This window comes from Bradyrhizobium sp. dw_411 (assembly GCF_018449695.1).
GTDB lineage: Bacteria > Pseudomonadota > Alphaproteobacteria > Rhizobiales > Xanthobacteraceae > Bradyrhizobium.
The window spans coordinates 111,486-137,313 of sequence record NZ_JAAVUY010000003.1 but is presented as its reverse complement, the minus strand read 5'-3'; the positions used below and the strand labels follow the sequence as shown (position 1 = coordinate 137,313).

The 25,828-nt window shown below is 61.6% G+C and carries 27 protein-coding genes; 20 read left to right on the top strand and 7 right to left on the bottom strand.

From position 1 onward, the window contains the following. Window positions 1-67: 67 nt before the first annotated feature. Window positions 68-457 carry a DUF5330 domain-containing protein gene (locus tag HB676_RS05725; RefSeq protein WP_213736731.1) on the top strand — a complete coding sequence of 130 codons (390 nt, stop codon included), beginning with the start codon at window positions 68-70 and terminating at the stop codon, window positions 455-457. Between the two features lie 97 nt (window positions 458-554). Continuing rightward, entirely contained in the window at window positions 555-983 is a 429-nt protein-coding gene (locus HB676_RS05720) for a SufE family protein (RefSeq protein WP_213736730.1), read from the top strand. Window positions 984-986: 3 nt separating this feature from the next. On the opposite strand, the gene HB676_RS05715 is transcribed toward HB676_RS05720, so the two are convergent. Further along, a complete protein-coding gene (locus HB676_RS05715; protein WP_213736729.1) occupies window positions 987-1,400 on the bottom strand; it encodes a MucR family transcriptional regulator in 414 nt (137 codons plus the stop codon). Between the two features lie 191 nt (window positions 1,401-1,591). Next, window positions 1,592-2,470 (bottom strand): DUF308 domain-containing protein, encoded by an 879-nt coding sequence (locus HB676_RS05710; RefSeq protein WP_213736728.1) that lies wholly within the window; start codon window positions 2,468-2,470, stop codon window positions 1,592-1,594. Between the two features lie 343 nt (window positions 2,471-2,813). Between HB676_RS05710 and HB676_RS05705 the strand changes: the two genes are divergently transcribed. The 5 genes from HB676_RS05705 (at window position 2,814) to HB676_RS05685 (ending at window position 7,279) form a co-directional block, all read left to right on the top strand. Beyond that, on the top strand, window positions 2,814-4,463 hold the full coding sequence (locus tag HB676_RS05705; RefSeq protein WP_213736727.1) for a glycosyltransferase family 39 protein: 1,650 nt from the start codon (window positions 2,814-2,816) through the stop codon (window positions 4,461-4,463). Between the two features lie 107 nt (window positions 4,464-4,570). Then, window positions 4,571-5,350 carry a class II aldolase/adducin family protein gene (locus HB676_RS05700; protein ID WP_213736726.1) on the top strand — a complete coding sequence of 260 codons (780 nt, stop codon included), beginning with the start codon at window positions 4,571-4,573 and terminating at the stop codon, window positions 5,348-5,350. Window positions 5,351-5,702: 352 nt separating this feature from the next. Next, on the top strand, window positions 5,703-6,269 hold the full coding sequence (locus HB676_RS05695) for a TetR/AcrR family transcriptional regulator (RefSeq protein WP_213736725.1): 567 nt from the start codon (window positions 5,703-5,705) through the stop codon (window positions 6,267-6,269). A gap of 51 nt (window positions 6,270-6,320) precedes the next feature. Continuing rightward, window positions 6,321-6,656: an SDR family NAD(P)-dependent oxidoreductase gene (locus HB676_RS05690; protein ID WP_213736724.1), complete on the top strand. Its 336-nt coding sequence runs from the start codon at window positions 6,321-6,323 to the stop codon at window positions 6,654-6,656. Then, entirely contained in the window at window positions 6,620-7,279 is a 660-nt protein-coding gene (locus HB676_RS05685; protein WP_213736723.1) for a hypothetical protein, read from the top strand. Before HB676_RS05690 ends, HB676_RS05685 begins: the two co-directional genes overlap by 37 nt. An 81-nt stretch (window positions 7,280-7,360) precedes the next feature. Here HB676_RS05685 and HB676_RS05680 read toward each other — a convergent pair whose 3' ends face one another. Beyond that, window positions 7,361-8,392, bottom strand: a complete 1,032-nt coding sequence (locus tag HB676_RS05680) for an aldo/keto reductase (RefSeq protein ID WP_213736722.1) — start codon at window positions 8,390-8,392, stop codon at window positions 7,361-7,363. Between the two features lie 263 nt (window positions 8,393-8,655). Between HB676_RS05680 and HB676_RS05675 the strand changes: the two genes are divergently transcribed. Then, window positions 8,656-9,333: a TetR/AcrR family transcriptional regulator gene (locus HB676_RS05675; RefSeq protein WP_213736721.1), complete on the top strand. Its 678-nt coding sequence runs from the start codon at window positions 8,656-8,658 to the stop codon at window positions 9,331-9,333. Here HB676_RS05675 and HB676_RS05670 read toward each other — a convergent pair. Genes HB676_RS05670 through HB676_RS05660 form a run of 3 tightly spaced genes read right to left on the bottom strand, consistent with a single transcriptional unit; the run spans window position 9,289 to window position 13,710 of the window. Then, window positions 9,289-10,713, bottom strand: a complete 1,425-nt coding sequence (locus tag HB676_RS05670; RefSeq protein WP_213736720.1) for a M20/M25/M40 family metallo-hydrolase — start codon at window positions 10,711-10,713, stop codon at window positions 9,289-9,291. The genes HB676_RS05675 and HB676_RS05670 overlap by 45 nt on opposite strands. 16 nt (window positions 10,714-10,729) lie before the next feature. Next, window positions 10,730-12,094 (bottom strand): glycosyltransferase family 87 protein, encoded by a 1,365-nt coding sequence (locus HB676_RS05665; RefSeq protein WP_346347264.1) that lies wholly within the window; start codon window positions 12,092-12,094, stop codon window positions 10,730-10,732. 53 nt (window positions 12,095-12,147) lie between these two features. Further along, window positions 12,148-13,710, bottom strand: coding sequence for a helicase HerA-like domain-containing protein (locus HB676_RS05660; protein ID WP_213736719.1), 1,563 nt, complete (start codon window positions 13,708-13,710; stop codon window positions 12,148-12,150). A gap of 319 nt (window positions 13,711-14,029) precedes the next feature. On the opposite strand from HB676_RS05660, the gene HB676_RS05655 reads away from it, so the two are divergent. The 10 genes from HB676_RS05655 to HB676_RS05610 all read left to right on the top strand — a co-directional run bounded on the left by HB676_RS05655 (window position 14,030) and on the right by HB676_RS05610 (window position 22,431). Further along, window positions 14,030-14,395, top strand: a complete 366-nt coding sequence (locus HB676_RS05655; protein ID WP_213736718.1) for a DUF2267 domain-containing protein — start codon at window positions 14,030-14,032, stop codon at window positions 14,393-14,395. 24 nt (window positions 14,396-14,419) lie between these two features. Beyond that, on the top strand, window positions 14,420-14,827 hold the full coding sequence (locus HB676_RS05650) for a DUF4332 domain-containing protein (RefSeq protein ID WP_213736717.1): 408 nt from the start codon (window positions 14,420-14,422) through the stop codon (window positions 14,825-14,827). Between the two features lie 110 nt (window positions 14,828-14,937). After that, window positions 14,938-15,810 carry a dihydropteroate synthase gene (gene folP, locus HB676_RS05645; protein ID WP_213736716.1) on the top strand — a complete coding sequence of 291 codons (873 nt, stop codon included), beginning with the start codon at window positions 14,938-14,940 and terminating at the stop codon, window positions 15,808-15,810. Further along, window positions 15,807-16,178 carry a dihydroneopterin aldolase gene (folB, locus tag HB676_RS05640; RefSeq protein ID WP_213736715.1) on the top strand — a complete coding sequence of 124 codons (372 nt, stop codon included), beginning with the start codon at window positions 15,807-15,809 and terminating at the stop codon, window positions 16,176-16,178. Before folP ends, folB begins: the two co-directional genes overlap by 4 nt. Window positions 16,179-16,180: 2 nt before the next feature. Then, window positions 16,181-16,672, top strand: a complete 492-nt coding sequence (gene folK, locus HB676_RS05635; protein ID WP_213736714.1) for a 2-amino-4-hydroxy-6-hydroxymethyldihydropteridine diphosphokinase — start codon at window positions 16,181-16,183, stop codon at window positions 16,670-16,672. Window positions 16,673-16,766: 94 nt separating this feature from the next. Then, window positions 16,767-18,635, top strand: a complete 1,869-nt coding sequence (locus HB676_RS05630) for a methylmalonyl-CoA mutase family protein (RefSeq protein WP_213736713.1) — start codon at window positions 16,767-16,769, stop codon at window positions 18,633-18,635. A gap of 2 nt (window positions 18,636-18,637) precedes the next feature. Then, window positions 18,638-19,102 (top strand): GFA family protein, encoded by a 465-nt coding sequence (locus HB676_RS05625; RefSeq protein WP_213736712.1) that lies wholly within the window; start codon window positions 18,638-18,640, stop codon window positions 19,100-19,102. 72 nt (window positions 19,103-19,174) lie between these two features. After that, complete coding sequence (locus HB676_RS05620; RefSeq protein WP_213736711.1) at window positions 19,175-19,441, top strand: hypothetical protein; 267 nt, start codon at window positions 19,175-19,177, stop codon at window positions 19,439-19,441. Next, window positions 19,438-21,594: a methylmalonyl-CoA mutase gene (gene scpA / locus HB676_RS05615; RefSeq protein WP_213736710.1), complete on the top strand. Its 2,157-nt coding sequence runs from the start codon at window positions 19,438-19,440 to the stop codon at window positions 21,592-21,594. The genes HB676_RS05620 and scpA overlap by 4 nt, the downstream gene beginning before the upstream one ends. A 72-nt stretch (window positions 21,595-21,666) precedes the next feature. Beyond that, complete coding sequence (locus HB676_RS05610) at window positions 21,667-22,431, top strand: RsiV family protein (RefSeq protein WP_213737006.1); 765 nt, start codon at window positions 21,667-21,669, stop codon at window positions 22,429-22,431. Window positions 22,432-22,446: 15 nt separating this feature from the next. On the opposite strand, the gene HB676_RS05605 is transcribed toward HB676_RS05610, so the two are convergent. After that, complete coding sequence (locus HB676_RS05605) at window positions 22,447-23,412, bottom strand: LysR family transcriptional regulator (protein WP_213736709.1); 966 nt, start codon at window positions 23,410-23,412, stop codon at window positions 22,447-22,449. A gap of 112 nt (window positions 23,413-23,524) precedes the next feature. Here HB676_RS05605 and HB676_RS05600 point away from each other — a divergent pair, with 112 nt between their 5' ends. Both HB676_RS05600 and HB676_RS05595 read left to right on the top strand, forming a co-directional pair. Continuing rightward, window positions 23,525-24,352: an oxidoreductase gene (locus tag HB676_RS05600; protein WP_213736708.1), complete on the top strand. Its 828-nt coding sequence runs from the start codon at window positions 23,525-23,527 to the stop codon at window positions 24,350-24,352. 213 nt (window positions 24,353-24,565) lie between these two features. Then, window positions 24,566-25,774 carry an ABC transporter substrate-binding protein gene (locus HB676_RS05595; RefSeq protein ID WP_213736707.1) on the top strand — a complete coding sequence of 403 codons (1,209 nt, stop codon included), beginning with the start codon at window positions 24,566-24,568 and terminating at the stop codon, window positions 25,772-25,774. The last annotated feature ends 54 nt before the right edge of the window (window positions 25,775-25,828 follow it).

Sequence of the window (25,828 nt, the reverse complement as noted above, 5' to 3'; positions counted from 1 at the left end):
GCGATTTATCGACGGCTGTTAGTCAAACTAGACCGCAACACGATCGAAAAGCGGCCGGGGTCGCGAGATGTTCTTTCTGCTTCGCATGGTATTCTGGGTTGGGCTCGTACTGGTGCTCCTGCCCAGGGACAAGACACCCGAATCGGACAAGCTGCCACAAGTAGGCGCGTCCGAAGCGGTGTCCGCTGCGACCGCCGCGGTGTCCGACATGAGTCAATTCTGCAAGCGCCAGCCGGCGGCCTGCGAAGTCGGCGGCCAGGCGGCTACCGTGATCGGCCAGCGCGCCCAAAACGGCGCGCGCAAGCTCTATCGGATCATCACCGACAAGCGTGCGCCCGACCACACCGGCTCGATCGGCGGGATCGAGAATGCCGACCCGTCACTGGAAACGGCGCCGCGCGAAACGCTCACCGCCGATGACATGCAGGTCGAGTGGCAGGCGCCGCCGTCTCCCTGATAAGGCTTCGGATCCGCTTCAGTTTTCCGCGTAATCATATCGCTTTCAGCCGCATTGGACCCTATATAGGGCTTCGAGGGATTGAGTGCGGGATGCGATGACGATCGACGAAATCAGGGACAATTTTGCGCTGCTCGACGAGTGGGATGACCGCTATCGCTATGTCATCGAACTCGGCCGAACGCTCGATCCGATGCCGGAAGCCGAGCATTCCACGGCCAATAAGGTCCAGGGCTGCGCCAGCCAGGTCTGGCTCTCGAAACAGATCGACCGCAAGCAAAGCGGCGAACCGTCGTTGAACTATCTCGGCGACAGCGATGCCCATATTGTGCGCGGCCTGATCGCGATCCTGCTGACGCTTTATTCCGGCCACACGCCGCAGCAGATTCTGGCCACCGATGCACCCGCGGTGTTCGACGAATTGGGATTCCGCGAACATCTCACGCCGCAGCGCTCCAACGGCCTGCGCGCGATGGTCGAGCGGATTCGCGCCGACGCCCGCGAGGCGCTTGCGGCGACGTCGTAAAGCTTATTTCCGCCGCCGCCGCTGCTGGCCCAGTCCCATTTTCTTGGCGAGCTGCGAACGCGCCACCGCATAATTCGGCGCCACCATCGGGTAGTCAGGCGGCAGGCCCCATTTGTCCCGGTATTGTTCCGGCGTCATGTTGTATTGCGAGCGCAGATGCCGCTTCAGCGATTTGAAACGCTTGCCGTCCTCGAGACACACCAGATAATCCGGGGTCATCGACTTCTTCACCGAAACCGCAGGCTTGGCGGGCTCCAGCGGCGTCTCCGCCCGGCCAGTCGAGACCCGCAGCAACGCGGCGTGAATTTGGCTGATCAGGGCCGGAATTTCCGATGCCGGCGTCGGATTGTTGCTGAGATAGGCCGATACGATGCTCGCCGTCAGATCGATGAAACTCTTTCCGGCAGCGTCGGTCATGGCCTGAACCTTCTGAAAAGCGTCATCGCGCGAGCAATGTTAGTGGCGAGAAATATTACGGACCGAACAGTAACCGTCGCGCCATTACGCTTGTGGCGCCTTGCTCGACCTGCCGAATATGAGCGGATTACTTTGACGGTGACAAGAACAACGGCACTTTATTTTTCGAGCCGGAATGGCCGGTATCCTGCTTAAGGCCGCTGATCGAGATGCGAGCGCAGTTCGTCGATCGACGCAAACCGCATCATGCCCTCGGGCATTTGCGCCTCGATCGAGCCGTCGGAATACAATGAGTAAGCCATGCCATCGACGACACCCGATTTGAGCACCGTCACCGGCGGCTGCTCCTCGGCTCGCGCAGGCGGCGAAGGGCGATCGGGTATGGCGGCCGCTTCGGCAAAGATCGACGGCGTACGGGTTGGACGCGGCGGCAATGGTGGCGTGTCGGCTGCCCGCGCACGTTCTGATTTGGGCCAGGCATCGTCGAATGTCGCCGCGGGCACGTCGTCCGATTCGGCAACCGGCGGTGCGACGGCTGGGGCGGGCAGAAATTCGGAGAGGGCCGGATCGACCGTTCGGCTCTGCGCGCGCTCGCGTTCCTTCCGCGATGACGAAGAAAACAGCAGGTTGCGCCGGGGTTTGGGGGCCAGCGCTTCGGCTTCGGCCGGCTCCGGTGCCGGCGGCGACACTTCGCTGCGCGTACGTGCCGCAGCCTCCTCGCGCCATGGCGCCGGTGACGGTGCTGCGGATGGCACATTTGCTTCGGCGTGGCCGGCGTCTTCCGGCGCCGCCTGATCGCGGTTGAACGGAAAACTGCTGATTTCCGGCGCTGGATTGCGCGGTGCCGCCAGGTTCGGGGCAACGCCGGCGCCAAGCCGCTGCGCAATATTCCGCAATTCGCCGACCACCACCCAGAGGCCGAGGATGATCAGGCCGGTGCATGCGGTAACGGCCCCCGAAAGAATCAGGGTGTTACCGAAACTGAATTCCTGAACCGGGATGCCGAAACCGATCGCCAGAAGACCGGCCAATACACAGCCAATCCCGGCGACCAACATCACAATCATCATCAAACTAACCCCCGGGCCGCGCTCGAAATACTCGCAAGGCCCCGATGCCACGATACCGTCATATTACGCACCTCGCCAACCGGGAATTACGGGCCAGTTCCCGTAAAAACACGGCTGCCGACTTGGCCTAATGGTACAACCCAAGAGCAACCTAAGACTTAATTCTGATCAAACCCGCCATTCCCCGTTAGCGTTAAAATTTGTTCACCTGACGATTGCTGCGTTGCATCAGGAAAATTACGCCACAATTCCCAATTACTTGGAAAGGGAACTGCGCTATATGGATGCCGGGGAAGAGGCCCAAAGCGCTACTGGGCCACAGGGGACTGGGTTACCAATAGCCATGTCATCCATCACTACTTCGGCTATCGACACGCCAACGCGGCGCTCGGTGGAACGGACGTGCGACGACCTCGCCGTCATGGTGCTGGCCGCGGTCGGGCTGATCGCCGGTCTCACATTTCGCGATTATGGATTGGGCTGGGACGATTACACCCACGCCGAATATGCCGATCTGCTGCTGCGCATGTACGAGTCCGGGTTCAAGGACGTCAGCGCGCTGTCGTTCGCCAATCTCTATATGTATGGCGGCGGTTTCGACATGGTCGCGGCGTTGCTGCACAAGATCATTCCGCTCGAACTGTTTGAAACCCGCCGCCTGCTCGGCGCCATCGTCGGCATGATCGGCCTTGCTGTGACCTGGCGGCTTGGCCGCCGTGTTGGCGGTCCGCTGGCGGGACTTGCTGCGCTACTGCTGCTGGCGCTGTGCCCCACCTTCTACGGGCACATGTTCATGAATCCAAAGGATGCGCCGTTCGCCGTGGCGATGGTGATCCTGATGCTCGGTCTCGTGCGCCTCGCCGAGGAATATCCCTCGCCCTCGCCGCGCACGATCCTGATCGTTGGGCTCGGCGCGGGTCTGTCGATCGGTTCGCGCATTCTTGGCGGACTGGCGCTGGTCTATGCCCTGATCGGCTTTGTGCCGCTGTTGCTGGAAGAAATGCGCACCAACGGCACTCGCGAGGCCGTCAGACGATTCTCGCACGTCGTCTATGTGCTGCTGCCCGGCCTGATCTTCGGTTACCTGGTGATGGGGCTGATCTGGCCGTGGTCGATCATGGAGCCCGGCAATCCGTTCCAGGCCCTCACCTACTTCTCGCATTTCTTCGAGAAGCCATGGAAGGAAATGTTCGACGGCGCGCTGGTCTCGGTGCCGGACATGCCGTGGTTCTATCTGCCGACGCTGTTCGCGCTGCAGCTTCCCGAAGTGCTGCTCGGTCTGACGATCGCCGGTGTCGCCGGCACCTTTGTGTTGCTGTCGCGACCGGGCGTGCCGGGCCGCCGCAAAACCATCCTGCTGATGCTGACGCTGGCGGCCACGTTGCCGCTGGTGATCGCGATGGTGAAGCGCCCGGCGCTGTATAACGGCATTCGCCATTTCATCTTCGTTATCCCGCCGATGACCGTGCTCGCGGGCGCGACGTTTGCCTGGGGAATGGACTGGCTCCGGGAAAACCGCCGCAGCTGGCAGCCGGTCGCCGTCGCCATCTTCTCGTTCGGCCTGCTGTTGCCGCTCGGCGAAATGATCCGGCTGCACCCCTACCAGTACACTCATTTCAACCACATCGCGGGCACAGTGCGCGGTGCCGATGAGCTCTATATGCTGGATTACTGGGGCCTCGCCTTCAAACAGGCTTCCGACAGCCTGCGTGAGGAACTCAACGAACGTCAGGAAGTCGCGCCTCACGGGCGCAAATGGAAGGTTGCGGTGTGCGGTCCGCAACGTCCGGCCCAGGTCGCGCTTGGCCCCGATTTCACGATCGGCTGGGACAGCAATGCTGCCGATTTCGCGATGACGCTTGGCGAATTCTACTGCAAGGGCCTGACCGCGCCCGTCATGGTGGAAATCAAGCGCGACGATGTCGTATTCGCCCGCGTCTACGACATCCGCGGCCGCAGTATTTCCAGCCTGCTCGCTATTCCGGCGCCCTGACGCAAGGGCGCCGTTACCAGGGCATGACTGCCACGCCGGGTCCGCGCCTTGCTGCGAACCTGCCGCAGGATTAGGCTCGCCATCGAGATTTCAACGGAGAACCGATCATGTCACCAGCGGAAGCCCGCCTGAAGGAAGTCCCGTCTGATATGACGGACGCCGAGTGGAGCCAGCGCGTCAACCTTGCCGCCTGCTACCGTCTGATCGCGCATTATGGCTGGGATGATCTGGTCGATACTCATATCTCGGCGCGGGTGCCGGGTCCGGAACATCATTTCCTGATCAATCCATATGGTTTGATGTTCGACGAAATCACCGCATCGAGCCTGGTCAAGGTCGATCTCGACGGCAACCTGCTCACCAAGGGCCCCTACAACATCAACCCGGCCGGCTTCACGATTCATTCGGCGATCCATGAGGTCCGTGAGGATGCCGGCTGCGTGCTGCATTTGCATACGCCCGACGGGACTGCAGTTGCGAGCAGCCAGGAAGGCCTGCTGCCGATGAACCAGACCGCGCAGCTTGTGACCTACGATCTCGCCTATCACGACTATGAAGGCATCGCGCTCGACCATGACGAACGCCCGCGCCTGCAAAAGGATCTCGGCAACAAGAACCACATGCTCTTGCGCAATCACGGCACGCTGACCGTGGGCCGCTCGGTGGCTTCGGCCTTCGAGCGCATGTTCCATCTCGAGCGGGCCTGCACCATGCAGGTGCGCACCCGCATGCTGGGACCGACGGCCTATCCGGTCGATGCGGCCGTGATTGACAAGAATACCGCTTTGCTTGCGAACCCCGAGCGGCAGGAACTGCGCTCGACCACGCTGGTGTGGCCGGCGCTGCTGCGCAAGGTCGAGCGCCTCGACCCCAACTACAAGAATTGAAATTTTGCGGTTTTTGTGTAGAGTAACGGTTGAACGACCTCTACACGTTCGAAAATTCAAACGCCGCCCAATTCCGGGCGGCGTTTTTATTTGAGCCGATCTCGGAGATCGCGCAACCGGCGGCCGGGAGTCGATTGATTCGAGCCTTATCGGTTCTGATTGAATCAGAACCGGGCTCCAGTCTTTTGTTTTGACGCGTTTTCTTCACGCGAACCGGTATCCACGGAGCCTGTCATCGGGCGCGCGTTCGCGCGACCCGTTGGCTCGAAAACGCTCTGATGCCATCTTATCACGAGTTGACTGACTAGCCGCTCTCTTATATATATCTGCAAGCCGCTTGGGGACGAGAAGCATGGCCAGACCGAGAAGCGACGATAAACGGAGCGCGATCATCGCGGCAGCCATCCGTGTCATCGCCTCCGAGGGCCTGGGCGCAGCGACGGCAACGATCGCGAAGGAGGCAGGCGTCTCGAATGGGTCACTATTCACCTATTTCGAAACCAAGGCCGACTTGATGAACCAGCTCTATCTGGATCTCAAGGCGGAGATGGCTGCAACTGCGTTAGAGGGGCTTCCGACGAAGAGCAGCATCCGTAAGCAAATGCAATATGCGTGGTCCCATTGGCTGCGGTGGGCTACGTCCAGCCCCGAAAAGCGCCGGACGCTCGCGCAACTCGCCGTATCGGACGATATCACCCCGGCAAGTCATCAGGCTGCAAGCAACGCGTTCGCTGGAATCCGCGAGCTTCTGGAACGAAGCCGCGAAAATGGACCGATGCGTGCTGCGCCGCTGGCCTTCGTCGCATCCCTCATGAATGCGCTGGCGGAAGCAGCTACCGACTTCATGATTCGTGACCCTGCCAACGCAGAGGAACACAGCAAGGCTGCATTCAACGCTCTCTGGCGAATGATCGCCTGATTTTTTTCCTAATTAAAGACTGACTAGACACACAACTAAGTGAAGGAAAACATGCCGAGCCCTGTTCTGAAACATCCTTCAGATCGCAACGCGTACATCGTCACCGGCCCGACCTCCGGCATAGGTCGCCGCACGGCACTCGAACTGGCCAAGCACGGCACCGTCGTGCTGGTCGGCCGAGACCACGGAAAGCTCGACGAGGTGCAGAAAACGATCGAGCACATGGGTCAGCACGCGGTTTCGGTCGTGTGCGACTTGTCTGATCCTGCGAGCGTGCGGCGCGCGGCCGCGGAGATCGTCGCACTCCATCTTCCGATCGTCGGGCTGCTCAACAACGCGGCATCATGCAGATGCGCGCGACGAAGAACGCGCTGGGCTGGGACATGACGTTTGCGACGAACCACCTCGGGCCGTTCGCGCTGACAGAGGCGCTCATGCCGCATCTCCCCGACGGAGCGAACGTCGTCTTCGTCGCTTCCGCCGTGGAAGATCCCGAGCGGAAGCCCGCCGTGGCTGCCGGGTTTCGCGGCGGTCGCTATATCTCGGCGGAGGCCAGTGCGCGCGGCGAGTGGAAACTTGGCGGTTCCGCGAATCCGGGCTTTGACGCCTACGCCACGTCCAAGCAATGTACCCTCGCCACGGCGAGGGCGTTCGCCCGCGAGACTCCAAGGCTGCACTTCAATGCGGTCGAGCCGGGCTTCAATCCGACCACGGGTCTCGGCGGGAGCGATGTCGGCGCCTCCGTGCGCTTTCTGCAGACATACATCGTTCCGCTGCTTGTACCGCTGCTCATGCCCTTCATAAAGATATTGAGCACCCCGAAGCGAGCCGCGCGCGTGATTACCAAAATCCTGATCGATACATCCGGTCAAACCGGCGTCTACTACGACGAGCGCGGCCAACCGATGCAAGGCTCTGCGCTCGTGCGCGACCCGAAGTTCGGGGATCGCGTGGTCGCGGAGACACGTGCCTTGCTGTCGACGATTCCGACCTCCCAGGAGGAGAGATGATTTCGTTCGGCCCCGCAGATCTCGACCGCTTCCGGAAGCATCAGCGGGAACCGAGTTTCAAAGCTTCCGCCCCTGACGCGATCACGCCGCGGCGCGCTCGGCGGTTGGCCGCCGGCGCAGGCCTGCGCTCAGGATCGCCGGCGGATTGTAAGCGGCCCCATTCGGCGCGACGTCGATTCCGGGCGGGACGATTTGATCGATCTGGTCCAGAATTTCGTCATTGAGACGAACCTCTGCGCCGGCGAGCAGGTCGTCGAGATGCTGCATCGTGCGTGGCCCAAGGATCGCCGAGGTCACGCCAGGATGCGCCATCACGAACCCCATCGCCATATGGGTCAGCGACAGCCCGGCCGCTTCCGCGATGGGAATCAGCCGCTCGACCGCATCCAGATTGCGCTCATCGGACATCTGTTGGGGGAAGTATTTCGAGCGTAGGCTGTCGGGCATCGGCTGTCCCTTGCGATAGCGGCCGGTCAGCATGCCCTTCGACAGCGGGCTCCAGACCATCACCCCCATGCCATAACGCTCGCAGGTGGGAAGCATGTCGCGCTCGATGCCGCGGTCGAGGATCGAATAGGGTGGTTGCTCGGTGCGGAAGCGTGCGAACCCGCGCCGTTCCGCCACCCACTGCGCTTCGACGATCTCCGAGACGGGGAAGGTCGATGATCCGATCGCGCGCACTTTTCCCGCACGCATCAGATCGGTGAGCGCAGATAGCGTCTCTTCGACGTCGGTATCCGGCGCGGGCCGATGGATCTGGTAAAGGTCGATGCAGTCGGTCTGCAGCCGGCGCAGAGATGCCTCCACCGCCTGCATGATCCAGCGTCGCGAATTGCCCTGCTGGTTCGGATCCTCGCCCATGGGGCCGTGCACCTTGGTCGCCAGCACGACGTTGCCGCGCCGGCCCTTCAGCGCCTTGCCGACGATCTCCTCCGACTCGCCGCGGCTATACCTGTCGGCGGTGTCGATGAAGTTGATGCCGTAGTCCAAGGCTTTGTGGATGATGCGGATGCAGTCGTCGTGGTCGGGATTGCCCGGTCCGCCGAACATCATTGCGCCTAGGCAGTAAGGGCTGACCTTGATGCCGGTTCGTCCCAGCGTGCGGTATTGCATGGCTTTTCCTTTTGAATTTTGTCCAGGGCTTGGCGAGCTAAATCACCGCGGGATCACGACGCCGCGCGGGCGAAAGTCCGGTCGGACCATCCGCGCCGGGCATTGGCCTCGGCAACCAGGGCGGCGGATTGTCCTGCCTGATCATCTCCAGCCGTGCGTCGGTGTGTGGCCAACGTCGCGCTGCTGCGCTAGGTTAATAAAACGGAACCCCGTTCCATTTATATATGGAACGATGTTCCGTTTATCAAGGGGGATTTTTATCGATGGGCAAGAAGGTCGCGGGAAAAGGAGATGACGCCGGGCGCGAGGCCGCCCCGAAGTCCCGGCCCGTGCGCGCCGATGCCCAGCGCAACATCGATACTTTGCTCCAGACAGCCATGGCGGTGTTCGCAACTTCTGGCGTGGACGCGCCGGTGCGAGAGATCGCCGAAAAAGCCGGCGTCGGCGTCGGCACTATGTATCGCCACTTTCCGGAGCGCTCGGACCTGATTGGCGCCGTCTTCCGTCACGAAGTCGACGCGTGCGCGGATGCGGCTTCGGTCCTCGCGACCGAGTATGAGCCGGGCGAGGCGCTGGCGCGATGGATGCAGCGTTACGTGGACTTCATTGCCGCCAAGCGCGGCCTCGCAGCGGCGCTGCACTCGGGAAATCCAGCCTTCGATACCTTGCCCGCGTATTTTGAAAAGCGCCTCCTACCCGCGCTTCAAACCTTGCTCGAAGCCGCGGCCACAACTGGCGAGATGCGCGCCGATGTGGAGCCATACGATCTGCTGCGAGCGGTCGCGCTCCTGTGTACGCCGGCCCAGGACAAGGATACCTCGCACGCGCGAGGCATGGTCGCCCTGCTTGTCGACGGGTTACGCTACGGCGCGAACCCATCGGCAAAAACACCTTCCCTACCGCGGCGCGTCCGCCAGCGCGGCAAGAATGCGCGCCCATGAACGGATGCCCTTGTGGAAGCTGCGCAGGTCATATTTTTCATTCGGCGAATGGATGTTGTCGTCGTCCAGGCCAAAGCCCACCAATACCGAATCGAGACCGAGCGTCCGCTTGAAATCCGCGACGATCGGGATCGAAGCGCCCGATCCCATCAGAACGGTTTCCTTGCCCCACTCGTCGGTCAATGCACGCTTGGCGGCGGCCAGCGGCTTCATGTTCCAGTCCAGCGCGATCGCCGGCGCATTGGAGTGATCCAGAAATTCGGCTTTGCAGTCGCCGGGCAATCGCGCGGTGACGTAATCGCGAAATGCATTTCGAATCCTGTTGGGGTCTTGCCCTTCGACCAGCCGAAACGAGACCTTCGCGGAAGCCTCCGCCGGAATGACCGTCTTGGAACCCTCCCCGGTATAGCCGCCGATGATGCCGTTGATGTCGCAGGTCGGACGCGATGAGATCTGCTCGATCAGCAAACGGCCCTTCTCGCCGGCGGGGATCGAAAGTCCAATCGGCTTGAGAAAAGAATCCGCTGTCAGATTGAGCTTTTCCCATTGCGCCAGAATATCGGCCGGCAAATCCTTTACGCCGTCGTAGAAACCGGGAATCGTGATGTGGCCGTTCTCGTCGTGAAGGCCGCCGAGAATGCGGGTCAGCACCCGGATCGGGTTCTGGGCGCCGCCGCCGAAGATGCCGGAATGCAGATCGCGATTGGCGGCCTTGATCCGCACCTCCTCATAGACAAGTCCGCGCAGCGAGGTCGTGATCGCCGGCGTGTTGCGGTCCCACATGCCGGTGTCGCAGACCAGCGCGAAATCGGCCTTGAGATCTGCCTTGTTGGCTTCAAGGAACGGAACGAAATTCTTCGACCCGACTTCTTCTTCGCCTTCGATCACGATGGTGATGTCGACCGGCAGCGAACCCGTCACCGATTTCCAGGCCCGGCAGGCTTCGACAAAGGTCATCAACTGTCCCTTGTCGTCTTCCGCACCGCGCGCGACGATGATTTTTCGTCCGTCCGCGTGGTCGGTGACAACAGGCTCGAACGGCGGACGATGCCACAGATTCAAGGGATCGACCGGCTGCACATCGTAATGGCCGTAGAACAAGACATGCGGCCGCGCGCCGCCGCTTGCCTTGTTGCTTGCCTTGCCATCCATCTTGGCGACGATGGCCGGATGACCGGCGGTCGGCCTGACTTCCGTGACGAACCCGAGCGTCGCGATATCCTTTGCCAGATGATCGGCTGCCGCTTTGCAATCCCCGGCAAAGGCCGGATCGGCTGAGATCGATTTGATCCGCAGCAGCGCAAACAACCGCTCGAGGCTGTTGTCGAAATCGGCATCGATGCGGTCGAGGACCGGCTGAAGTTGCGCTGCGTCGGACATTCGGATTTTCCCTTTGTTAGCTGGGGCTAATCTGCGTATCGGGTTGTAGCTTGCCGGTTGTCGAAGACAAGACGTTGGAAGAACTCGCACTGGAAGGATTCGCGCCGGAAGATACGACATGGACTGTTCCGTCCGCGACCGGGTGCAGAATATGCCAGACCAGGCCCCCGGCAATCACGGCGGTGGCGGCCAGATTATTGCCATAGGCCTGCAGATCATGGGGGAAAACCGGAAGCGACAGGCACATCAACAGCCCCGCGATCGCAAGCACAGTCCATGTTCCCGACCGCACACGGCTGCGAAGATCATAGGCGGCCCGGTGGATCAGGACGGTCACCGGAAAAAACAGCCACAGAAAATAATACTGCCGGGCCAGCGGCGATGCCACCGTCATCAGGCAGAACAGGATACCAAGTTCCTCGGCTTCGGACAGCCGTGTTATCCGCGAACGCGCGGGCAGCACCGCGATAAAGCCGAGCCCGATCGCCAGCGAGATCGCAACCACGATCCAGTTGGCCGTCTTGAAATCGATATCGACCAGATTCATGAATTGCGGCGGCTTGGCCGGATTATCCTGGTTGTAATTCACCGGACGCGTCAGCCGATGCGTCACGGCGATGATGGATTGATTGACCCATGACCAGTTCTGTTCGGCGCGCTGCCCAAATCCCTGCTCCGAACTCGACCCCACCATGCCCTGATACCAGGTCTTCAGCTCGGAAACGTTGCGCTGGTAACCGCGCACGGGAGCGGGAACGACGAACAGGAAGATTCCCAGGAAGACGACCATGCCAGCGACAGCCTTCCACTTCCGCCGCCATACCAGGTAGGGAAACACGGCTACCGGAAAAACCTTGATCGCCGTCGCCAGCGCAAACATGCTTCCCGCCATCCACGGGCGCTCGTGCTGCAACAGCCAGAACCCGTACAGCATCATCACCAGCAGCACGAGATTGGGTTGCCCGAGATCGAACATGTCGAAAACAAAGGAGACGGTCACGAAGGCCGGCAGTGCAAACAGCCACGGACTGGGTATCCGCCCCGCCCCGGTCATCGCATTCGAGAACTGGGCGGTCATCCACCACGCGGCGGCGTTCATCACCGACAGCAGCAGATAGAGCGGTATCTTGCCGAAATAGCTGGGTATCGCGAGCAGGATCGCCGATAGCGGCGGGTAGATGAATTCGAAATACTCTTTGGGATCGCTGGGATAGAGATCTTTTCCCTGCAGAATCTGATGGCCGGCCCAGAACCAGAGCGGATAGTCCTTGGTCTTTCCGCTGCCGAAAATCTCCGGAACGAGAACGTCGGCGGTCAGCAGGATGCAGCAGACCAGGAAAAGAATATCGAGCGGAGCTCGCAACGACGGATATTTTAACACACGTCACTTTCCGAAAATCACAGCGATCGCGCGTGGCGAGCGCCGGGAAAATTCTATCTTCGCAGCAGCCCGCCGAGGGCGCCGCGCACGAGGGCACGTCCCACCGAACCGCCAACCGAGCCGCCCAGTGATTTGCCGAGATCGGCGACAACCCCGCCCACCACCTGATTGGTGACGGACCGCGTCACGTTTCGCGCGATGACCTGACCGGTCGACATCTTACCACGCGGGACGTTGGTGCCGAAAATCGTCCCGACGATCGCGCCGATGTGCCCGAGGATGCCCCCTGCCCCGGCCGCACCTGCGGCGGTGCCGGCAACGCGCTTTTGTAGCACCTCATAGGCGGATTCGGAATCGATTGTGGTGTCGTATTTACCCTTGACCGGGCTCAGATCCATGATGGCCTTGCGCTCCTCGGGCGTGATCGGCCCGATCCGCGCCGAAGGCGGCCGGACCATGACGCGCTCGACCATCGCCGGGACGCCGTTGCCTTCCAGAAACGAGACCAGCGCTTCGCCCTTGCCCAATTCCATGATGACCTGGGCGGTGTCGAGCTTGGGGTTGGGCCGGAACGTCTGCGCCGCCGCCGCGACCGCCTTCTGGTCACGCGGGGTAAACGCCCGCAACGCATGCTGCACGCGGTTGCCCAACTGGGCGAGCACCTTGTCCGGCACGTCGATCGGATTTTGGGTGACGAAATACACCCCGACGCCTTTGGAACGTATCAGCCGCACCACCTGCTCGATCTTGTCCATCAACGGCTTCGGCGCGTCGTTGAACAACAGATGCGCCTCGTCGAAAAAGAACACGAGCTTGGGTTTTGGCGGGTCGCCGGCTTCCGGCAGCTCTTCGAACAGCTCGGACAGCATCCACAACAGGAAGGTCGCGTAGAGTTGCGGGCTTTGCATCAGTTTGTCCGCGACCAGAATGTTGATCATTCCCCGTCCGTCGCGGTCGGTGCGCATGAAATCCTTCAGCGCCAGCGCCGGTTCGCCGAAAAATTTGGCGCCGCCCTGATTTTCCAGCACCAGAAGCTGACGCTGGATGGTTCCAACCGTCTGTTTCGATACGTTTCCATACTGCGTGGTGAGTTCGGCGGCGTGTTCGGCGATGAAAGTCAAGATCGCCCGCAGATCCTTCATGTCCAGCAGCAACAATCCCTGCTCGTCGGCAACCCGGAACGCGATATTGACGACGCCCTCCTGGACGTCGTTCAGGTCCATCATGCGCGACAGCAGCAGCGGACCCATTTCCGAGACCGTCGCGCGCACGGGATGGCCCTGCTCGCCGAACACGTCCCAGAACACCGTCGAAAACTGGTCGGGCTGGAACCTCAGGCCCATATCGGCCGCCCGCTTGACGATGAAATCCTTGGCCTCGCCTGCTTCCGATATTCCTGAAAGATCACCCTTGATATCGGCCGCGAACACGGGAACACCGGCCCGCGCAAATCCTTCAGCCATCACCTGCAGCGAGACGGTCTTTCCGGTTCCCGTCGCACCGGTGACGAGGCCGTGGCGATTGGCAAGCCCGAGTGTCAGCCATGCCGGCTGTTCACCCTTTCCAATAAAAATCTTCTCGTCGCTATCGGCCATCTGATTGTCGGATATAGCCATTGCGTCGCCTCGTCATGCCGCATTATCGGGTTCGCAGTTACCCGCCACCACGATTATACCGCATCTTGCAAGCCGATTGAAACCGTTCAACGGGCTTGACGTATCTGGAGACCCCGCAAGATCACGGTAAAAATCGAAACGTGCTACGCAATATAACGCAAACCGCACACCGGACTCTTGCATTGCTGCAACACTTGAGACGCGATCAAGAATGAATCGCACCACTGCGTGCGGTCATCGCTTGTAATTCGTATCGCGGAAGATCAAGATAAATTCGCAAACTAAGGATCCGGCAGGCAACCGGTTGAGGCGGGGCAATATGGACGAACTGATAGGACAGCTGGCCGCCAAGGCCGGCATCGACAAGGCTGTCGCCGAAAAAACCATCGGCATCGTTCTGGGTTTCCTGCGCAAGGAAGGACCCGCGGACAAGGTTCAGGCCCTGATCGACAAGATTCCCGGCGCGGAAGCCGCGATCTCAGCCTCCAGCAACAGTGGCGGTCTTGCAAATCTGATGGGCGGCGGCCTGATGGCGCTCGGCACCAAGCTGATGGGGCTTGGCCTCGGTATGTCTGAGATTCAGAACGTCGCGCGTGAACTTTTCCGGTTCGGCCGAGACAAAATCGGAGCGGATCAGATGGGCGAGATCATCGCATGGACTCCGGGGCTCAGCCAGTTCGCTTAAAGCACCTTTTTCATATCGAGTATCATGACATATCCAATCTCCGAGATAGACGGCTTACCGTCCTTCGCTGCTTCCAAACTGAAATCGCTGGGCATTCGCACCACTGAAGGGCTGCTTGAAGCGGCCCGGACCGTTAAAGGCCGCAAATCACTGGCGGCGAAGACCGGCATCAGCGAACAGCAATTGCTGGAATGGGCCAATGTTTCCGACTACATGCGGATTCCCGGCATGGGCAAGGCCAAGGTCGGCCTGGTGCGTGCCGCCGGCGTTACCACGGTGCGCGAACTCGCGCTGCGCAATCCGGCCCGCCTGGCGCAGAACATGCGGGAAGTGAATACAAGGGATAGACTGGTCCGGGTGCTGCCCTCGGAGAAGTCGGTCGAGCAACTGATCGCGCAGGCGCGCAAACTTCAGCCCAAAATTACCTACTGATCAATTGCAAGACGGTGTGCCTGCCGGATTGACAGACAGCCCACCTGACGTCGCGCCTGGGGCGGGTCCCGCATCTTGACTCCCATGCGGGGACCGCGCAAAGCGACCGCATGATCGCGACCACGTCCAGACCCTCCCCGGCGGCCTCCCCGGCAGATCATCCGGTGTGGCCTGAACTGTTGTCCAAGCTCTTGTCGCCCAAGCGCTGGCCCGCCGTGATGGGCGTGCTCAACATCACGCCGGACTCCTTTTCCGACGGCGGACAATTTGTCGCGCCCGAGCGCGCTTTGTCGCAGGCCCGGCGCATGATCGCCGAAGGCGCCGACATCATCGACATTGGCGCGGAATCCACCCGCCCCTACGGCTCACAACCGGTCTCGGCCGATGAGGAGCGGCAACGCCTGGCGCCTATCCTGGCCGAGGTGGTTGCGCTCGGCGTTCCCGTCTCCATCGACAGCATGAAGTCGCCGGTCGTGGCCTGGGCGCTCGATGCGGGCGCGGCCATCGCCAATGACGTCTGGGGCCTGCAGCGCGATCCCGGTATGGCCACGCTGGTTGCGGCGCGCGGCTGCCCGGTCATTATCATGCACAACCGCGACAGCGCCGATGCCTCCATCGATATCATGAAGGACATCGCGGCGTTCTTTGCGCGTTCGCTCGATATTGCCGACAAGGCAGGCATCGCCCGCGATCGCACCGTGCTCGATCCCGGCATCGGCTTTGGCAAGACATCGGAACAAAGCATGACGGTGCTGGCCCGGCTGGAAGAACTGCACGTTTTCGGCCTGCCGCTGTTGGTCGGCGCCTCGCGCAAGCGCTTCATCAGTTCGGTCACACCGTCCGAACCGCAGCAGCGCCTGGGCGGCTCGATTGCCGCCCACCTTGTCGCGGCAAGAGGCGGCGCGCGGATCATCCGGACCCATGATGTCCAGGAAACCGTACAGGCATTACGCGTGGCCGCAGCGATCGAGGACCGGATATGACCGACACGATCTTCATTACAGGTGTCGTGATCCATGCCCGCCATGGCGTGATGGAACATGAGACCGAGGTCGGCCAGCGTTTTGTCATTGATCTCGAACTCTCCGCCGATTTATCGGAGTCTTCACGCACCGATCGCCTCGCCGATACCGTGTCCTATTCCAACGTGGTCGCGACCGCGACCGCAGCCTTCAAGGACGCCAATTACAAATTGCTGGAGCGCGCCGCCGGCGCCGTCGCCGACGCCGTGCTGAGGGCGTTTCCGCGCATCAGCGCCATCAAGGTCACCGTCCACAAACCGCATGCGCCGATCGCCGCGATCTTCGAGGACGTCGGTGTGGTCCTGACCCGCACCCGGCAACAACCTTAGACATGGCTGACGTCCTGATCGCACTCGGCGGCAATGTCGGCGACGTCCGCGCGACCTTTCAAAAGGCGATCGCCAATATCTGCGGCATGACGCAGGCCGCGTTGCTGGCACGCTCGTCCGACTATGTTACACCGCCCTGGGGCGACGAGCAGCAGGCCCGTTTCATCAATGCCGCCATCGAGATCGAAACCGACCTCGATCCCCACGCTCTCTTGTTCACGCTGCACAAGATCGAGGCCCGGTTCGGCCGCGACCGCAGCAAGGAAACCCGCTGGGGACCGCGCACGCTCGACCTCGATCTGATCGCCTATGACGACGTGTCGATCCAGAAACCGGAACTGACGCTGCCGCACCCACGGCTGTTCGAACGCGCCTTCGTGCTGGTTCCGCTGGCACAGATCGTGCCCGATCGCCTGATCGCAGGTCAAAGCGTCGCCACAGCTTTGGCCAAGCTGCCGGTCGAGGGGATCGAGCGGTTGCCCGATCCGGGCTAAGCTAAAAGAGTCAAAAACAACCGTTTGGCTTGGCGGTCGGCCCGTGGCAATTTCGGGGTAACAGCAAGAACCGCTGCCGGGAGCGACCCGCCGAATGACATCTGTAACTGACGATCTGCGGCTGGCAGCCGACTTTGCGCCGGCGACCTATGATGACTGGCGCAAGCTGGTCGACGGTGTGCTGAAAGGCGCGCCGTTCGAGAAACTGATCGGCAAGACCTATGACGGCCTGAAGATCGAACCGATCTACCAGCGCGCCCATGATCGCGCCCCGATCGCCGGCCGCGCCGCCACCAAGCCGTGGCAGATCATGCAGCGCGTCGATCATCCCGATGCTGTCATGGCCAACGCACAGGCGCTGCATGATCTCGAAAACGGCGCGACCGGGCTCGAAATCGAATTCGCGGGCGGACCGGGCGCGCGCGGCTTCGGCGTCGCCGACGCTACCCGGGAAACCCTGACAAAACTGTTCGACGGCGTTTTTTTCGACGCCGGAATTTCGATTGCGCTTAATCCGGTGGTCGGGCGCGAGAATGCCGGCACGGTTCTCGCTGACATCATCGAGGCCAAGGGCGTCAACCCGGCCGATGTCGACCTGCGGGTCAACTATCAGGCGCTAACCACCATGGCGGTCCGCGGCGCCGCGCCATCGCCCTGGTCCGAAATGACGATACCGTTTGCCAAAGTGGTCGGCGGTCTGATGAGCCGCGGCTTCAAGGGCCCATTCGTGCTGGCGGATGGCCGCCCGATCCATGATGCCGGTGGATCGGAAGTCCAGGAACTGGCCTTCGCGCTCGCCGTCGCGGTCGCCTATCTGCGCATGCTGGAAGCCGGCGGCATGGCGCTCGACGCTGCCTCCAAAGCCATTTCGTTCCGGCTTTGCGCCGACGCGGATCAATTTTTAACGATGGCGAAATTCCGCGCGCTACGACTGCTATGGGCGCGGGTCGAGCAAAGCTGCGGTCTGGCGCCACGGTCGGCGTTCATCGCAGCCGAAACGTCCTGGCGGATGCTGACGCAGCGCGACGCTTACGTGAACATGCTGCGTGCGACCATGGCGACGTTTTCCGCCGGCCTCGGCGGTGCCGATGCAATTACCGTGCTGCCGCATACGCTGGCGCTGGGATTGCCGGACGCCTTCGCGCGGCGCGCGGCGCGCAACACGCAACTGGTGCTGCTGGAGGAATCCAATCTCTCCAAAGTGTCCGATCCCGCCGCCGGCTCCGGTGGCATCGAAAGCCTGACGCAGCAATTGTGCGAGGCGGCTTGGACGCTGTTTCAGGACATCGAGAAAGCCGGCGGCGTATTTGCTGCGCTGGAGCAAAACCTGATCCAGCACAAGGTCGCGACGACACGCGCGATGCGTGAGGCCAATATCGCCAAGCGCAAGGACGTGCAGACCGGCGCCAGCGAATTTCCCAATTTGCATGAGGCTCACGTCGCGGTGCTGGATGTGAAGCCAGCCGTGCCCGCACCACTTGCCGCACAGACGATCACCTTCGACGCGCTGACGCCGATCCGCCTGGCCATGCCCTTCGAACGCCTGCGCGACCGCTCGGACGAAATGCTTAAAGCGCGCGGCAGCAGGCCAAAAGTATTTCTCGCCAATCTCGGCACCGCCGCCGATTTCACCGCCCGGGCCACTTTCGCCAAGAGCTTCTTCGAGACCGGCGGGATCGAGGCGGTCGATACCTCAGGATTTACCGATCCGGCCGCCCTCGCCGCTGCCTTCAAAACTTCCGGCGCGGTGCTGGCCTGTCTCTGCTCATCGGATAAAATCTACGCCGAACAGGCGGCCGCAGCGGCAAAGGCCCTGCAAGCGGCCGGCGCCACACATATCTATCTGGTGGGTCGGCCCGGCGAACAGGAGGCTGCGCTGTGTGCCGCCGGCGTTAACGATTTTATCTTTGCCGGCGGAGATGCCTTGGCCACACTGCAGCAAGCCTATCGGCTGATGGAGTGAACATGACGACGGCAACAAAACCCGTTCTGACCGGCGGCTGTCAATGCGGCGCGATCCGCTTTGCGCTGTCGGCCGCCCCCGTGAAGGTCAGCATCTGTCATTGCCGGATGTGCCAGAAGGCGGCCGGCGCACCATTCGCCTCATTGGCCGATATCGAGAACGCCGACTTCGCCTGGACCCGCGGCACACCGGCGGTGTTTCGCTCGTCCTCGATCGCCGAGCGGGATTTTTGCCGGGATTGCGGCACGCCCCTCAGTTTCCGCCGCATCGACGGCCCGAGGATCGAGATCCTGACCGGCGCCTTCGACCGCGCGGACCGGGTGGTGCCAACACAGCAATTCGGAACCGAGTCCCGCCTGGGCTGGGTGGTCGCGATTGCCAACCTGCCGAGCCAGACCACGCTGCAGAATTACGGGCCGGACAAGCTCGGCGGCATCGTCAGCCACCAGCATCCGGACCATGATTAAGGGTACCACGTAAGACGCTGGCAACGCTGATCGGGCCTATGATACGCTAAAAGAAACATAGCAGCTACGCTCATGCTTGAACTAACAAAGCGCGCTGACCTGATCCGACTCGAGGATATTGAGTTGGCTGACCGGCTCGAGAGAGCTTGGCAAGCAAACCAGTCGGTGAGGAAAAGGTATGGTTGGGCTTACTATCTCATGCTGTTCAACATGACGCCAAGAGTGATTGTCCAAGATCCTTACGACTATCTGGATCCCTCCCATATCGTCAGCGAGATTCGTGCCATAACCAGAGAGATCGAGCGTCGTGTTCAGATTCGAAAGAGTGCAGGAGCATGAGCCGCATACCTGACTTCGCGAATATCGCATTCGAGCAGATCGCTCGCGCCGAGCCCGCCGGCGGCGCCGAGCCATGGCTGACGCCCGAGGGCATCCCGGTCAAATCGGCCTACGCGGAAGCCGATCTCGCAGGCATCGACTTCCTCGATACCTGGCCCGGCATCGCGCCCTATCTGCGCGGCCCCTACCCCACGATGTATGTCAACCAGCCCTGGACCATCCGGCAATATGCCGGGTTCTCCACGGCGGAAGATTCCAACGCGTTCTACCGGCGTAATCTCGCCGCCGGGCAAAAAGGTCTCTCGGTCGCGTTCGATCTGGCAACCCATCGCGGCTATGATTCCGATCATCCGCGCGTGACCGGCGACGTCGGCATGGCCGGCGTCGCGATCGATTCGATCTACGACATGCGCACGTTGTTCTCGGGCATTCCGCTCGACCAGATGAGCGTGTCGATGACCATGAACGGCGCGGTGCTGCCGATCCTGGCGCTGTTCGTCGCCGCCGCCGAGGAACAGGGCGTACCGCCGGAGAAACTGTCCGGAACTATTCAGAACGACATTCTGAAAGAGTTCATGGTGCGCAACACTTATATCTATCCACCGGCGCCCTCGATGCGGATCATCTCGGACATCTTTGCGTATACGTCGCAGAAGATGCCGAAATACAATTCGATCTCGATCTCCGGCTATCACATGCAGGAAGCCGGCGCGACGCAGGACCTCGAACTCGCCTATACGCTGGCGGACGGTGTCGAATATCTCCGCGCCGGGCTTGCGGCCGGGCTCGACGTCGATCGCTTTGCGCCACGGCTGTCGTTCTTCTGGGCCATCGGCATGAACTTCTTCATGGAAGTCGCCAAGATGCGCGCGGCGCGGCTGCTCTGGGCCAAGCTCCTGAAGCCTTTCAACCCGAAAGACCCGCGCTCCCTGAGCCTGCGCACGCATTGCCAGACCTCGGGCTGGTCGCTGACCGCGCAGGACGTCTACAATAACGTGATGCGCACCACCATCGAGGCGATGGCGGCGACGCAGGGTCATACCCAGTCGCTACACACCAATGCGCTCGACGAAGCGCTGGCGCTGCCGACCGATTTCTCGGCGCGGATCGCGCGCAACACGCAATTGTTCCTGCAGCAAGAGAGCGGCACCAACCGCATCATCGATCCCTGGGGCGGCTCGTATTACGTCGAGCGGCTGACCCGCGATCTCGCCGCCAAGGCCTGGGGCCATATCCAGGAAGTCGAAGCGCTCGGCGGCATGGCCAAGGCGATCGAGGCCGGCGTGCCCAAACTGCGGATCGAAGAAGCCTCGGCGAAAACTCAGGCCCGGATCGACGCCGGCAAGCAGGCGGTGATCGGCGTCAACACCTTCAAGCCGGTCAACGAGGCGCCGATCGACGTGCTGAAGGTGGAAAACTCCACGGTGCGTCGATTGCAGATCGACAAGCTGTCGCGGCTTAAAAAAGAGCGTAACCAGAAAGATGTCGACGCCGCGCTGACGGCGCTGACCCGCAGTGCCGGCGAGGGCAACGGCAATCTGCTGGCGCTGGCGATCGATGCGGCGCGCGCCAAGGCCACCGTCGGCGAAATCTCCGACGCGATGGAAAAGGTGTTCGGGCGGCATCGCGCCGAAATCAAATCCATCACCGGCGTCTATAAGCGGGAGGCATCGACCATGTCGAACCGGGTCGAAAAGGTACAGGCGCTGATCGACGCGTTCGAGGATGCCGAGGGCCGCCGGCCGCGCATTCTCGTCGCCAAGATCGGCCAGGACGGCCACGACCGCGGCCAGAAGGTGATCGCCTCGGCCTTCGCCGATGTCGGCTTCGACGTCGATATCGGGCCCCTGTTCGCGACCGCCGACGAGGCCGCGCGGCAGGCGGTCGAGAACGACGTGCATATTCTGGGACTGTCGTCGCTGGCTGCAGCGCATCTCACCGCAGTGCCGGAACTGAAGGCCGCGCTGAAGAAACAAGGCCGCGAGGATATCATGATCATCATCGGCGGCGTGGTGCCGCCGCAGGATTACGATGCGCTGTACAAGGCCGGCGCCGAGGCGATCTTCCCGCCCGGCACCGTGATCGCCGACGCCGCTGAGGAGCTGATCCACAAGCTCAATGCACGGCTCGGGCATAGCGAGGCGGCGGAATAGTTCCCCGCGACCGCTTTCATTCGAAGGATTTCCACTTTGCGCTCCACAGCTACCGTTACGTTCGCCCGCAGGATGGGCTTTATCGGTGCTGCCGCCTGTCTCGCGCTATCGGCAGCTTTTGCCGCCGAGCTCAAACCCGACGCCGCGATCAAGAACAGGAACGTCGAAGCCAACGTATTCCTGGACGACAAGATCAAGGCCGATCCGGCACTGGCCGCCGATTGTCTTGCCGAGGGCAAAAAGTGGATCGACAAGAATGCCGCGGAGACCAACGCCTCGCGCAAACAGGATCCGCAACTGTTTCACGACGGCGGCTGGAGTTTTGAGCGCAAGTATGACACCCGCTCCGTGGTCGACGGCCACTATGTCAGCATCGTCAGGTCCGACTACATGGACACCCATGCCGCGCATCCCAATTCGGACGTCAATACGATCCTGTGGGATTCCGCCCAAAAGAAACGCATCAGCATCCGGCCCTTCTTCACCGAGACTGCCGATAACGGCCCGACCATGAAGGCGATACAAAGCGGCGTGATCGCATCGCTCAACATCGAGAAGAAAAAACGCGATATCGACGAAACCGGGGCCGCCGACTGGTACAAGGATCTCGAACCCAAACTGCTCAAGATCGGCGCGGTGACGCTGGCGCCGTCGACCGTATCGGGCAAAAGCTCCGGCCTGACCTTCCACTACCCACCTTATGCGGTCGGCTCCTATGTCGAAGGCGAATATATCGCGTTCGTGCCGTGGGAGACGCTGAAACCTTATCTGTCGCCGGAAGGTACAAAAATCTTCGGCGGCGCGCGACCCAAGGACGATGACGACGGCACGCGATAAGCGATGGGTGGCCGTTCAACTTCGTTTGCGCTTGTGTCCCGGTCGCTTGGCCCTGAGATCGGCGGCGGCCGCGTTACCCCTCGCGGCCAACTTCCTCTCCTCGCGCAACAGATCGACAAAAGCGCGAAGCCCCGCCGTCATATGCCGGTGCCCGGGATAATAGAGCCGTAAGCCGGGAAATGGCGGCGTCCAGTCTTCCAGCACGGCCTGCAGCCGACCGGCGGCGAGATGTCCCGCCACCCAGAAATCGCTGACGAACACCAGCCCGAGGCCTTCGAGCGCCGCCTCGACCATCAGAGCGTCATTATCGAGGGTGAGCCTGCCCGGCACATCCACGGCTATCTCCTCACCGCGCTTTTCGAACTCCCAGTGATAGAGTTTGCCGCTTGGCATCCGCCTGCGAATGCATTCGTGGTTGAGCAGATCTGAAGGCGACCGTGGCACCGAAGCGCGCGTGAAATAATCGGGCGCGCCGACGACGATAAAACGGGAATCCGGACCGCAGGGGATCGCAACCATATCCAGCGGCACGGATTCCGCGAGCCGAATGCCGGCATCGAAGCCTTCCGCGACAATATCGATGGTACGGCCTTCCAAAGCCAATTCGACATTCATGTCGGGATAACGCCGCAGAAAATTTGCAACGACGGGGCGGAGAATCTGGTGCGCGGCGCGCTCCTTCAGATTGATACGCAGCGTTCCCGTTGGTGTATCGCGAAACTCGTTCACATCCTCCAACGCGCCGGCAATCTCGCGCAGCGCGGGGCTGACCCGTGCGAGGAAACGCTCTCCCGCTTCCGACAGTGAGACGCTGCGGGTGGTGCGATTGATGAGGCGCACGCCAAGCCGCTTTTCGAGCCCGGCGACCGCATGGCTCAATGCCGAAGGCGAAATGCCGAGTTCAGTTGCGGCCGCGCGAAAACTGCGATGCGCGGAAATCGCGGCAACGGCGTTCAGTTCGAAAAGACCAGGCTGGAGCATTGTGCGATATCTTGCATCAGGTCATCCCACTCTATGCCGATTATTGCATTAATCAAGCCGACTATATTGGGCCGGCAATCAGCATTCGCAAGCAATCCCAAAGGCAACCACCATGGCCAAAACATTCCTCATTACAGGCGTTTCCTCCGGCTTCGGCCGGGCATTGGCGGAGGCTGCCTTAAGCGACGGCCATACCGTCGCCGGTACCGTGCGTAACGACGCCGACAGACAGAAATTCGAGGCCCTCGGTCGAGGCGCGCACGCGCTGGTCCTCGATGTCACGGACACCCAAGCCATCGCGCCCGCGGTTGCCGATGTCGAGAACCGCATCGGCGCGATCGACGTTCTGGTCAACAATGCCGGCTACGGCCACGAGGGCATTTTGGAAGAATCGTCCATCGACGATCTGCGGCGCCAGTTCGAGGTCAACGTATTCGGCGCCGTCGCGATGATCCAGGCGGTGCTGCCCTTCATGCGCAAGCGACACGCTGGACATATTCTCAACATCACGTCGATGGGCGGGATCATCACCCTGCCGGGCCTTTCCTATTACCACGGCAGCAAGTTTGCGCTGGAAGGCATATCCGAATCGCTCGGCAAGGAAGTCAGCGACCTCGGCATCAAGGTCACCGCGATCGAGCCCGGCGGCTTTCGCACCGATTGGGCCGGACGATCGATGGTACGCGCCGCACGGTCCATCGCCGACTACGATGCCGTCATCGAACCAATCCGCAAGCGCCGCGCAGAACTGAGCGGCCGGCAGATCGGCGATCCGCAAAAGGCCGCGCAGGCGATGCTGAAAGTCGCCCTGTCGGTCAACCCGCCGGCGCATCTGCTGCTCGGCAGCGATGCCGTCCGGCTGGTGGAGGAAAAAATGAAATCGTTGCAGGCCGAATTCGACGCATTCAGGAGCGTTTCGCTTTCCACTGACGTTGCCTGAGTGCTCGCTTGCACAGGTTCCCGGCAAACCGGAATGATTTAAAAGCCCGGGGCGTTCAGGTTACGAAGGTTTATTGGGGAGGTCGGCTTCACACCGTCGTGAGTGCCGGCACCTTGGTCGAAATTGCTTCACACGATATAGCGTAATCTGCCCTTGGTTCGGCAGGCCGCCGAGAGCAACATCGCTCTCGCTTTGTGACTGGAAGGATTTCGCATGACCTCTAAATGGATGGCTTGCCTGTTGGCGGGCACGGCCCTCGCGGGCGTGGCGCATGTCGGCGGCGCGTTTGCGGCGGATCCGGAGCCGGTCCGCATCACCGTGATCTCGGATCTGAACGATGATCTCTACGATGCGCGGTCGGGCCGTGGCGGCGTCGATGCCACCCGGATGGCCGTTGCCGATTTCGGCGGCTCGGTGCTGGGCCGGCCCATCGTGGTCGATGCGCTCAACGATCACAACAAGGGGGCTGAGGCGCCCGCGCTCGCGAGGCAAGCCTATGACGCCGGCGCCGACATCCTGATGGACGTCCAGAATTCGCCGATCGCGACCGAAGTCTCCAAAGTGGCTACCGAGCGGAAAAAGCTCGCGATCACCACCATCGCGGCAAGCCCCGCCCTCACCCGGGCCGCCTGCAGCAAGTACTTCTATCACTACTCGTTCAACCTGATTGCGATCACGACCGCGACCGCGAACTACCTGATGACACAGCCGCAGAACAAGCGCTGGGCCATGATTGGCGAGGACACCGGTTTCGGCAAGGCCGGAGTCGGACTGATGTCGCCGATCGTGACCGCGCATGGCGGCGAGGTCGTGAAATCCATCGTGATTCCCCAACAGAACACCGAGGCGGATTTTGCGAACGCGCTTGGCGACATCAGCGGCGCCAATCCCGATGTGGTCGCGGTGTTCGATGACGCAGCCAAGGGCGATGCCGGCATTACCTTCCTCAACAAGGCCAAGCTGAAAGCCACCATCACGACGGCGCTGCTGTATCTTTCGGACGTCGACCGGGTCAAGGACGGCTATGCCGGCGTCGTCGCCGCGGTGCCGTGGTACTGGAATCTGGATCCTGCGGCCCGCGCCTGGGCCGACCGCTATGCGGCCGCGCATAACGGGCTTCGGCCCGACGCCGCGCAGGCCGCCGACTACTCCGCCACGCTGCAATGGCTGAACGCGGTCAAAACCGCGGGTACGACGGACGCCGATGCCGTGATCCATGTGCTGGACGGGCACAAATTCGATGACATGTTCGCCCACAACGCCGAATTCCGCGCCAGCGACCATATGGTCGTGCACGACCTCTATGTCGCCAAGGTCAAGAGTTCGGCACAGCTCGCCGAGCCGCACGGCTGGTTCGATATCGTCTCAACGGTCCCGGCCGCGACTGCCTTCCCGGCCACTACAGAGTGCAAGATGCCGTAATAAGTTCGCCCAGAATTTTCTGGCTTCTCGCCGCAGATTTGAATCGCTTTTTCG

Excerpts from the sequence above, each read along its gene's own strand:
- HB676_RS05725 (WP_213736731.1), top strand. The coding sequence starts at position 68 with ATGTTCTTTCTGCTTCGCATGGTATTCTGGGTTGGGCTCGTACTGGTG.
- HB676_RS05720 (WP_213736730.1), top strand. The coding sequence starts at position 555 with ATGACGATCGACGAAATCAGGGACAATTTTGCGCTGCTCGACGAGTGG.
- HB676_RS05715 (WP_213736729.1), bottom strand. The coding sequence starts at position 1,400 with ATGACCGACGCTGCCGGAAAGAGTTTCATCGATCTGACGGCGAGCATC.
- HB676_RS05710 (WP_213736728.1), bottom strand. The coding sequence starts at position 2,470 with ATGATGATTGTGATGTTGGTCGCCGGGATTGGCTGTGTATTGGCCGGT.
- HB676_RS05705 (WP_213736727.1), top strand. The coding sequence starts at position 2,814 with ATGTCATCCATCACTACTTCGGCTATCGACACGCCAACGCGGCGCTCG.
- HB676_RS05700 (WP_213736726.1), top strand. The coding sequence starts at position 4,571 with ATGTCACCAGCGGAAGCCCGCCTGAAGGAAGTCCCGTCTGATATGACG.
- HB676_RS05695 (WP_213736725.1), top strand. The coding sequence starts at position 5,703 with ATGGCCAGACCGAGAAGCGACGATAAACGGAGCGCGATCATCGCGGCA.
- HB676_RS05690 (WP_213736724.1), top strand. The coding sequence starts at position 6,321 with ATGCCGAGCCCTGTTCTGAAACATCCTTCAGATCGCAACGCGTACATC.
- HB676_RS05685 (WP_213736723.1), top strand. The coding sequence starts at position 6,620 with ATGCGCGCGACGAAGAACGCGCTGGGCTGGGACATGACGTTTGCGACG.
- HB676_RS05680 (WP_213736722.1), bottom strand. The coding sequence starts at position 8,392 with ATGCAATACCGCACGCTGGGACGAACCGGCATCAAGGTCAGCCCTTAC.
- HB676_RS05675 (WP_213736721.1), top strand. The coding sequence starts at position 8,656 with ATGGGCAAGAAGGTCGCGGGAAAAGGAGATGACGCCGGGCGCGAGGCC.
- HB676_RS05670 (WP_213736720.1), bottom strand. The coding sequence starts at position 10,713 with ATGTCCGACGCAGCGCAACTTCAGCCGGTCCTCGACCGCATCGATGCC.
- HB676_RS05660 (WP_213736719.1), bottom strand. The coding sequence starts at position 13,710 with ATGGCTATATCCGACAATCAGATGGCCGATAGCGACGAGAAGATTTTT.
- HB676_RS05655 (WP_213736718.1), top strand. The coding sequence starts at position 14,030 with ATGGACGAACTGATAGGACAGCTGGCCGCCAAGGCCGGCATCGACAAG.
- HB676_RS05650 (WP_213736717.1), top strand. The coding sequence starts at position 14,420 with ATGACATATCCAATCTCCGAGATAGACGGCTTACCGTCCTTCGCTGCT.
- folP (WP_213736716.1), top strand. The coding sequence starts at position 14,938 with ATGATCGCGACCACGTCCAGACCCTCCCCGGCGGCCTCCCCGGCAGAT.
- folB (WP_213736715.1), top strand. The coding sequence starts at position 15,807 with ATGACCGACACGATCTTCATTACAGGTGTCGTGATCCATGCCCGCCAT.
- folK (WP_213736714.1), top strand. The coding sequence starts at position 16,181 with ATGGCTGACGTCCTGATCGCACTCGGCGGCAATGTCGGCGACGTCCGC.
- HB676_RS05630 (WP_213736713.1), top strand. The coding sequence starts at position 16,767 with ATGACATCTGTAACTGACGATCTGCGGCTGGCAGCCGACTTTGCGCCG.
- HB676_RS05625 (WP_213736712.1), top strand. The coding sequence starts at position 18,638 with ATGACGACGGCAACAAAACCCGTTCTGACCGGCGGCTGTCAATGCGGC.
- HB676_RS05620 (WP_213736711.1), top strand. The coding sequence starts at position 19,175 with ATGCTTGAACTAACAAAGCGCGCTGACCTGATCCGACTCGAGGATATT.
- scpA (WP_213736710.1), top strand. The coding sequence starts at position 19,438 with ATGAGCCGCATACCTGACTTCGCGAATATCGCATTCGAGCAGATCGCT.
- HB676_RS05610 (WP_213737006.1), top strand. The coding sequence starts at position 21,667 with ATGGGCTTTATCGGTGCTGCCGCCTGTCTCGCGCTATCGGCAGCTTTT.
- HB676_RS05605 (WP_213736709.1), bottom strand. The coding sequence starts at position 23,412 with ATGCTCCAGCCTGGTCTTTTCGAACTGAACGCCGTTGCCGCGATTTCC.
- HB676_RS05600 (WP_213736708.1), top strand. The coding sequence starts at position 23,525 with ATGGCCAAAACATTCCTCATTACAGGCGTTTCCTCCGGCTTCGGCCGG.
- HB676_RS05595 (WP_213736707.1), top strand. The coding sequence starts at position 24,566 with ATGACCTCTAAATGGATGGCTTGCCTGTTGGCGGGCACGGCCCTCGCG.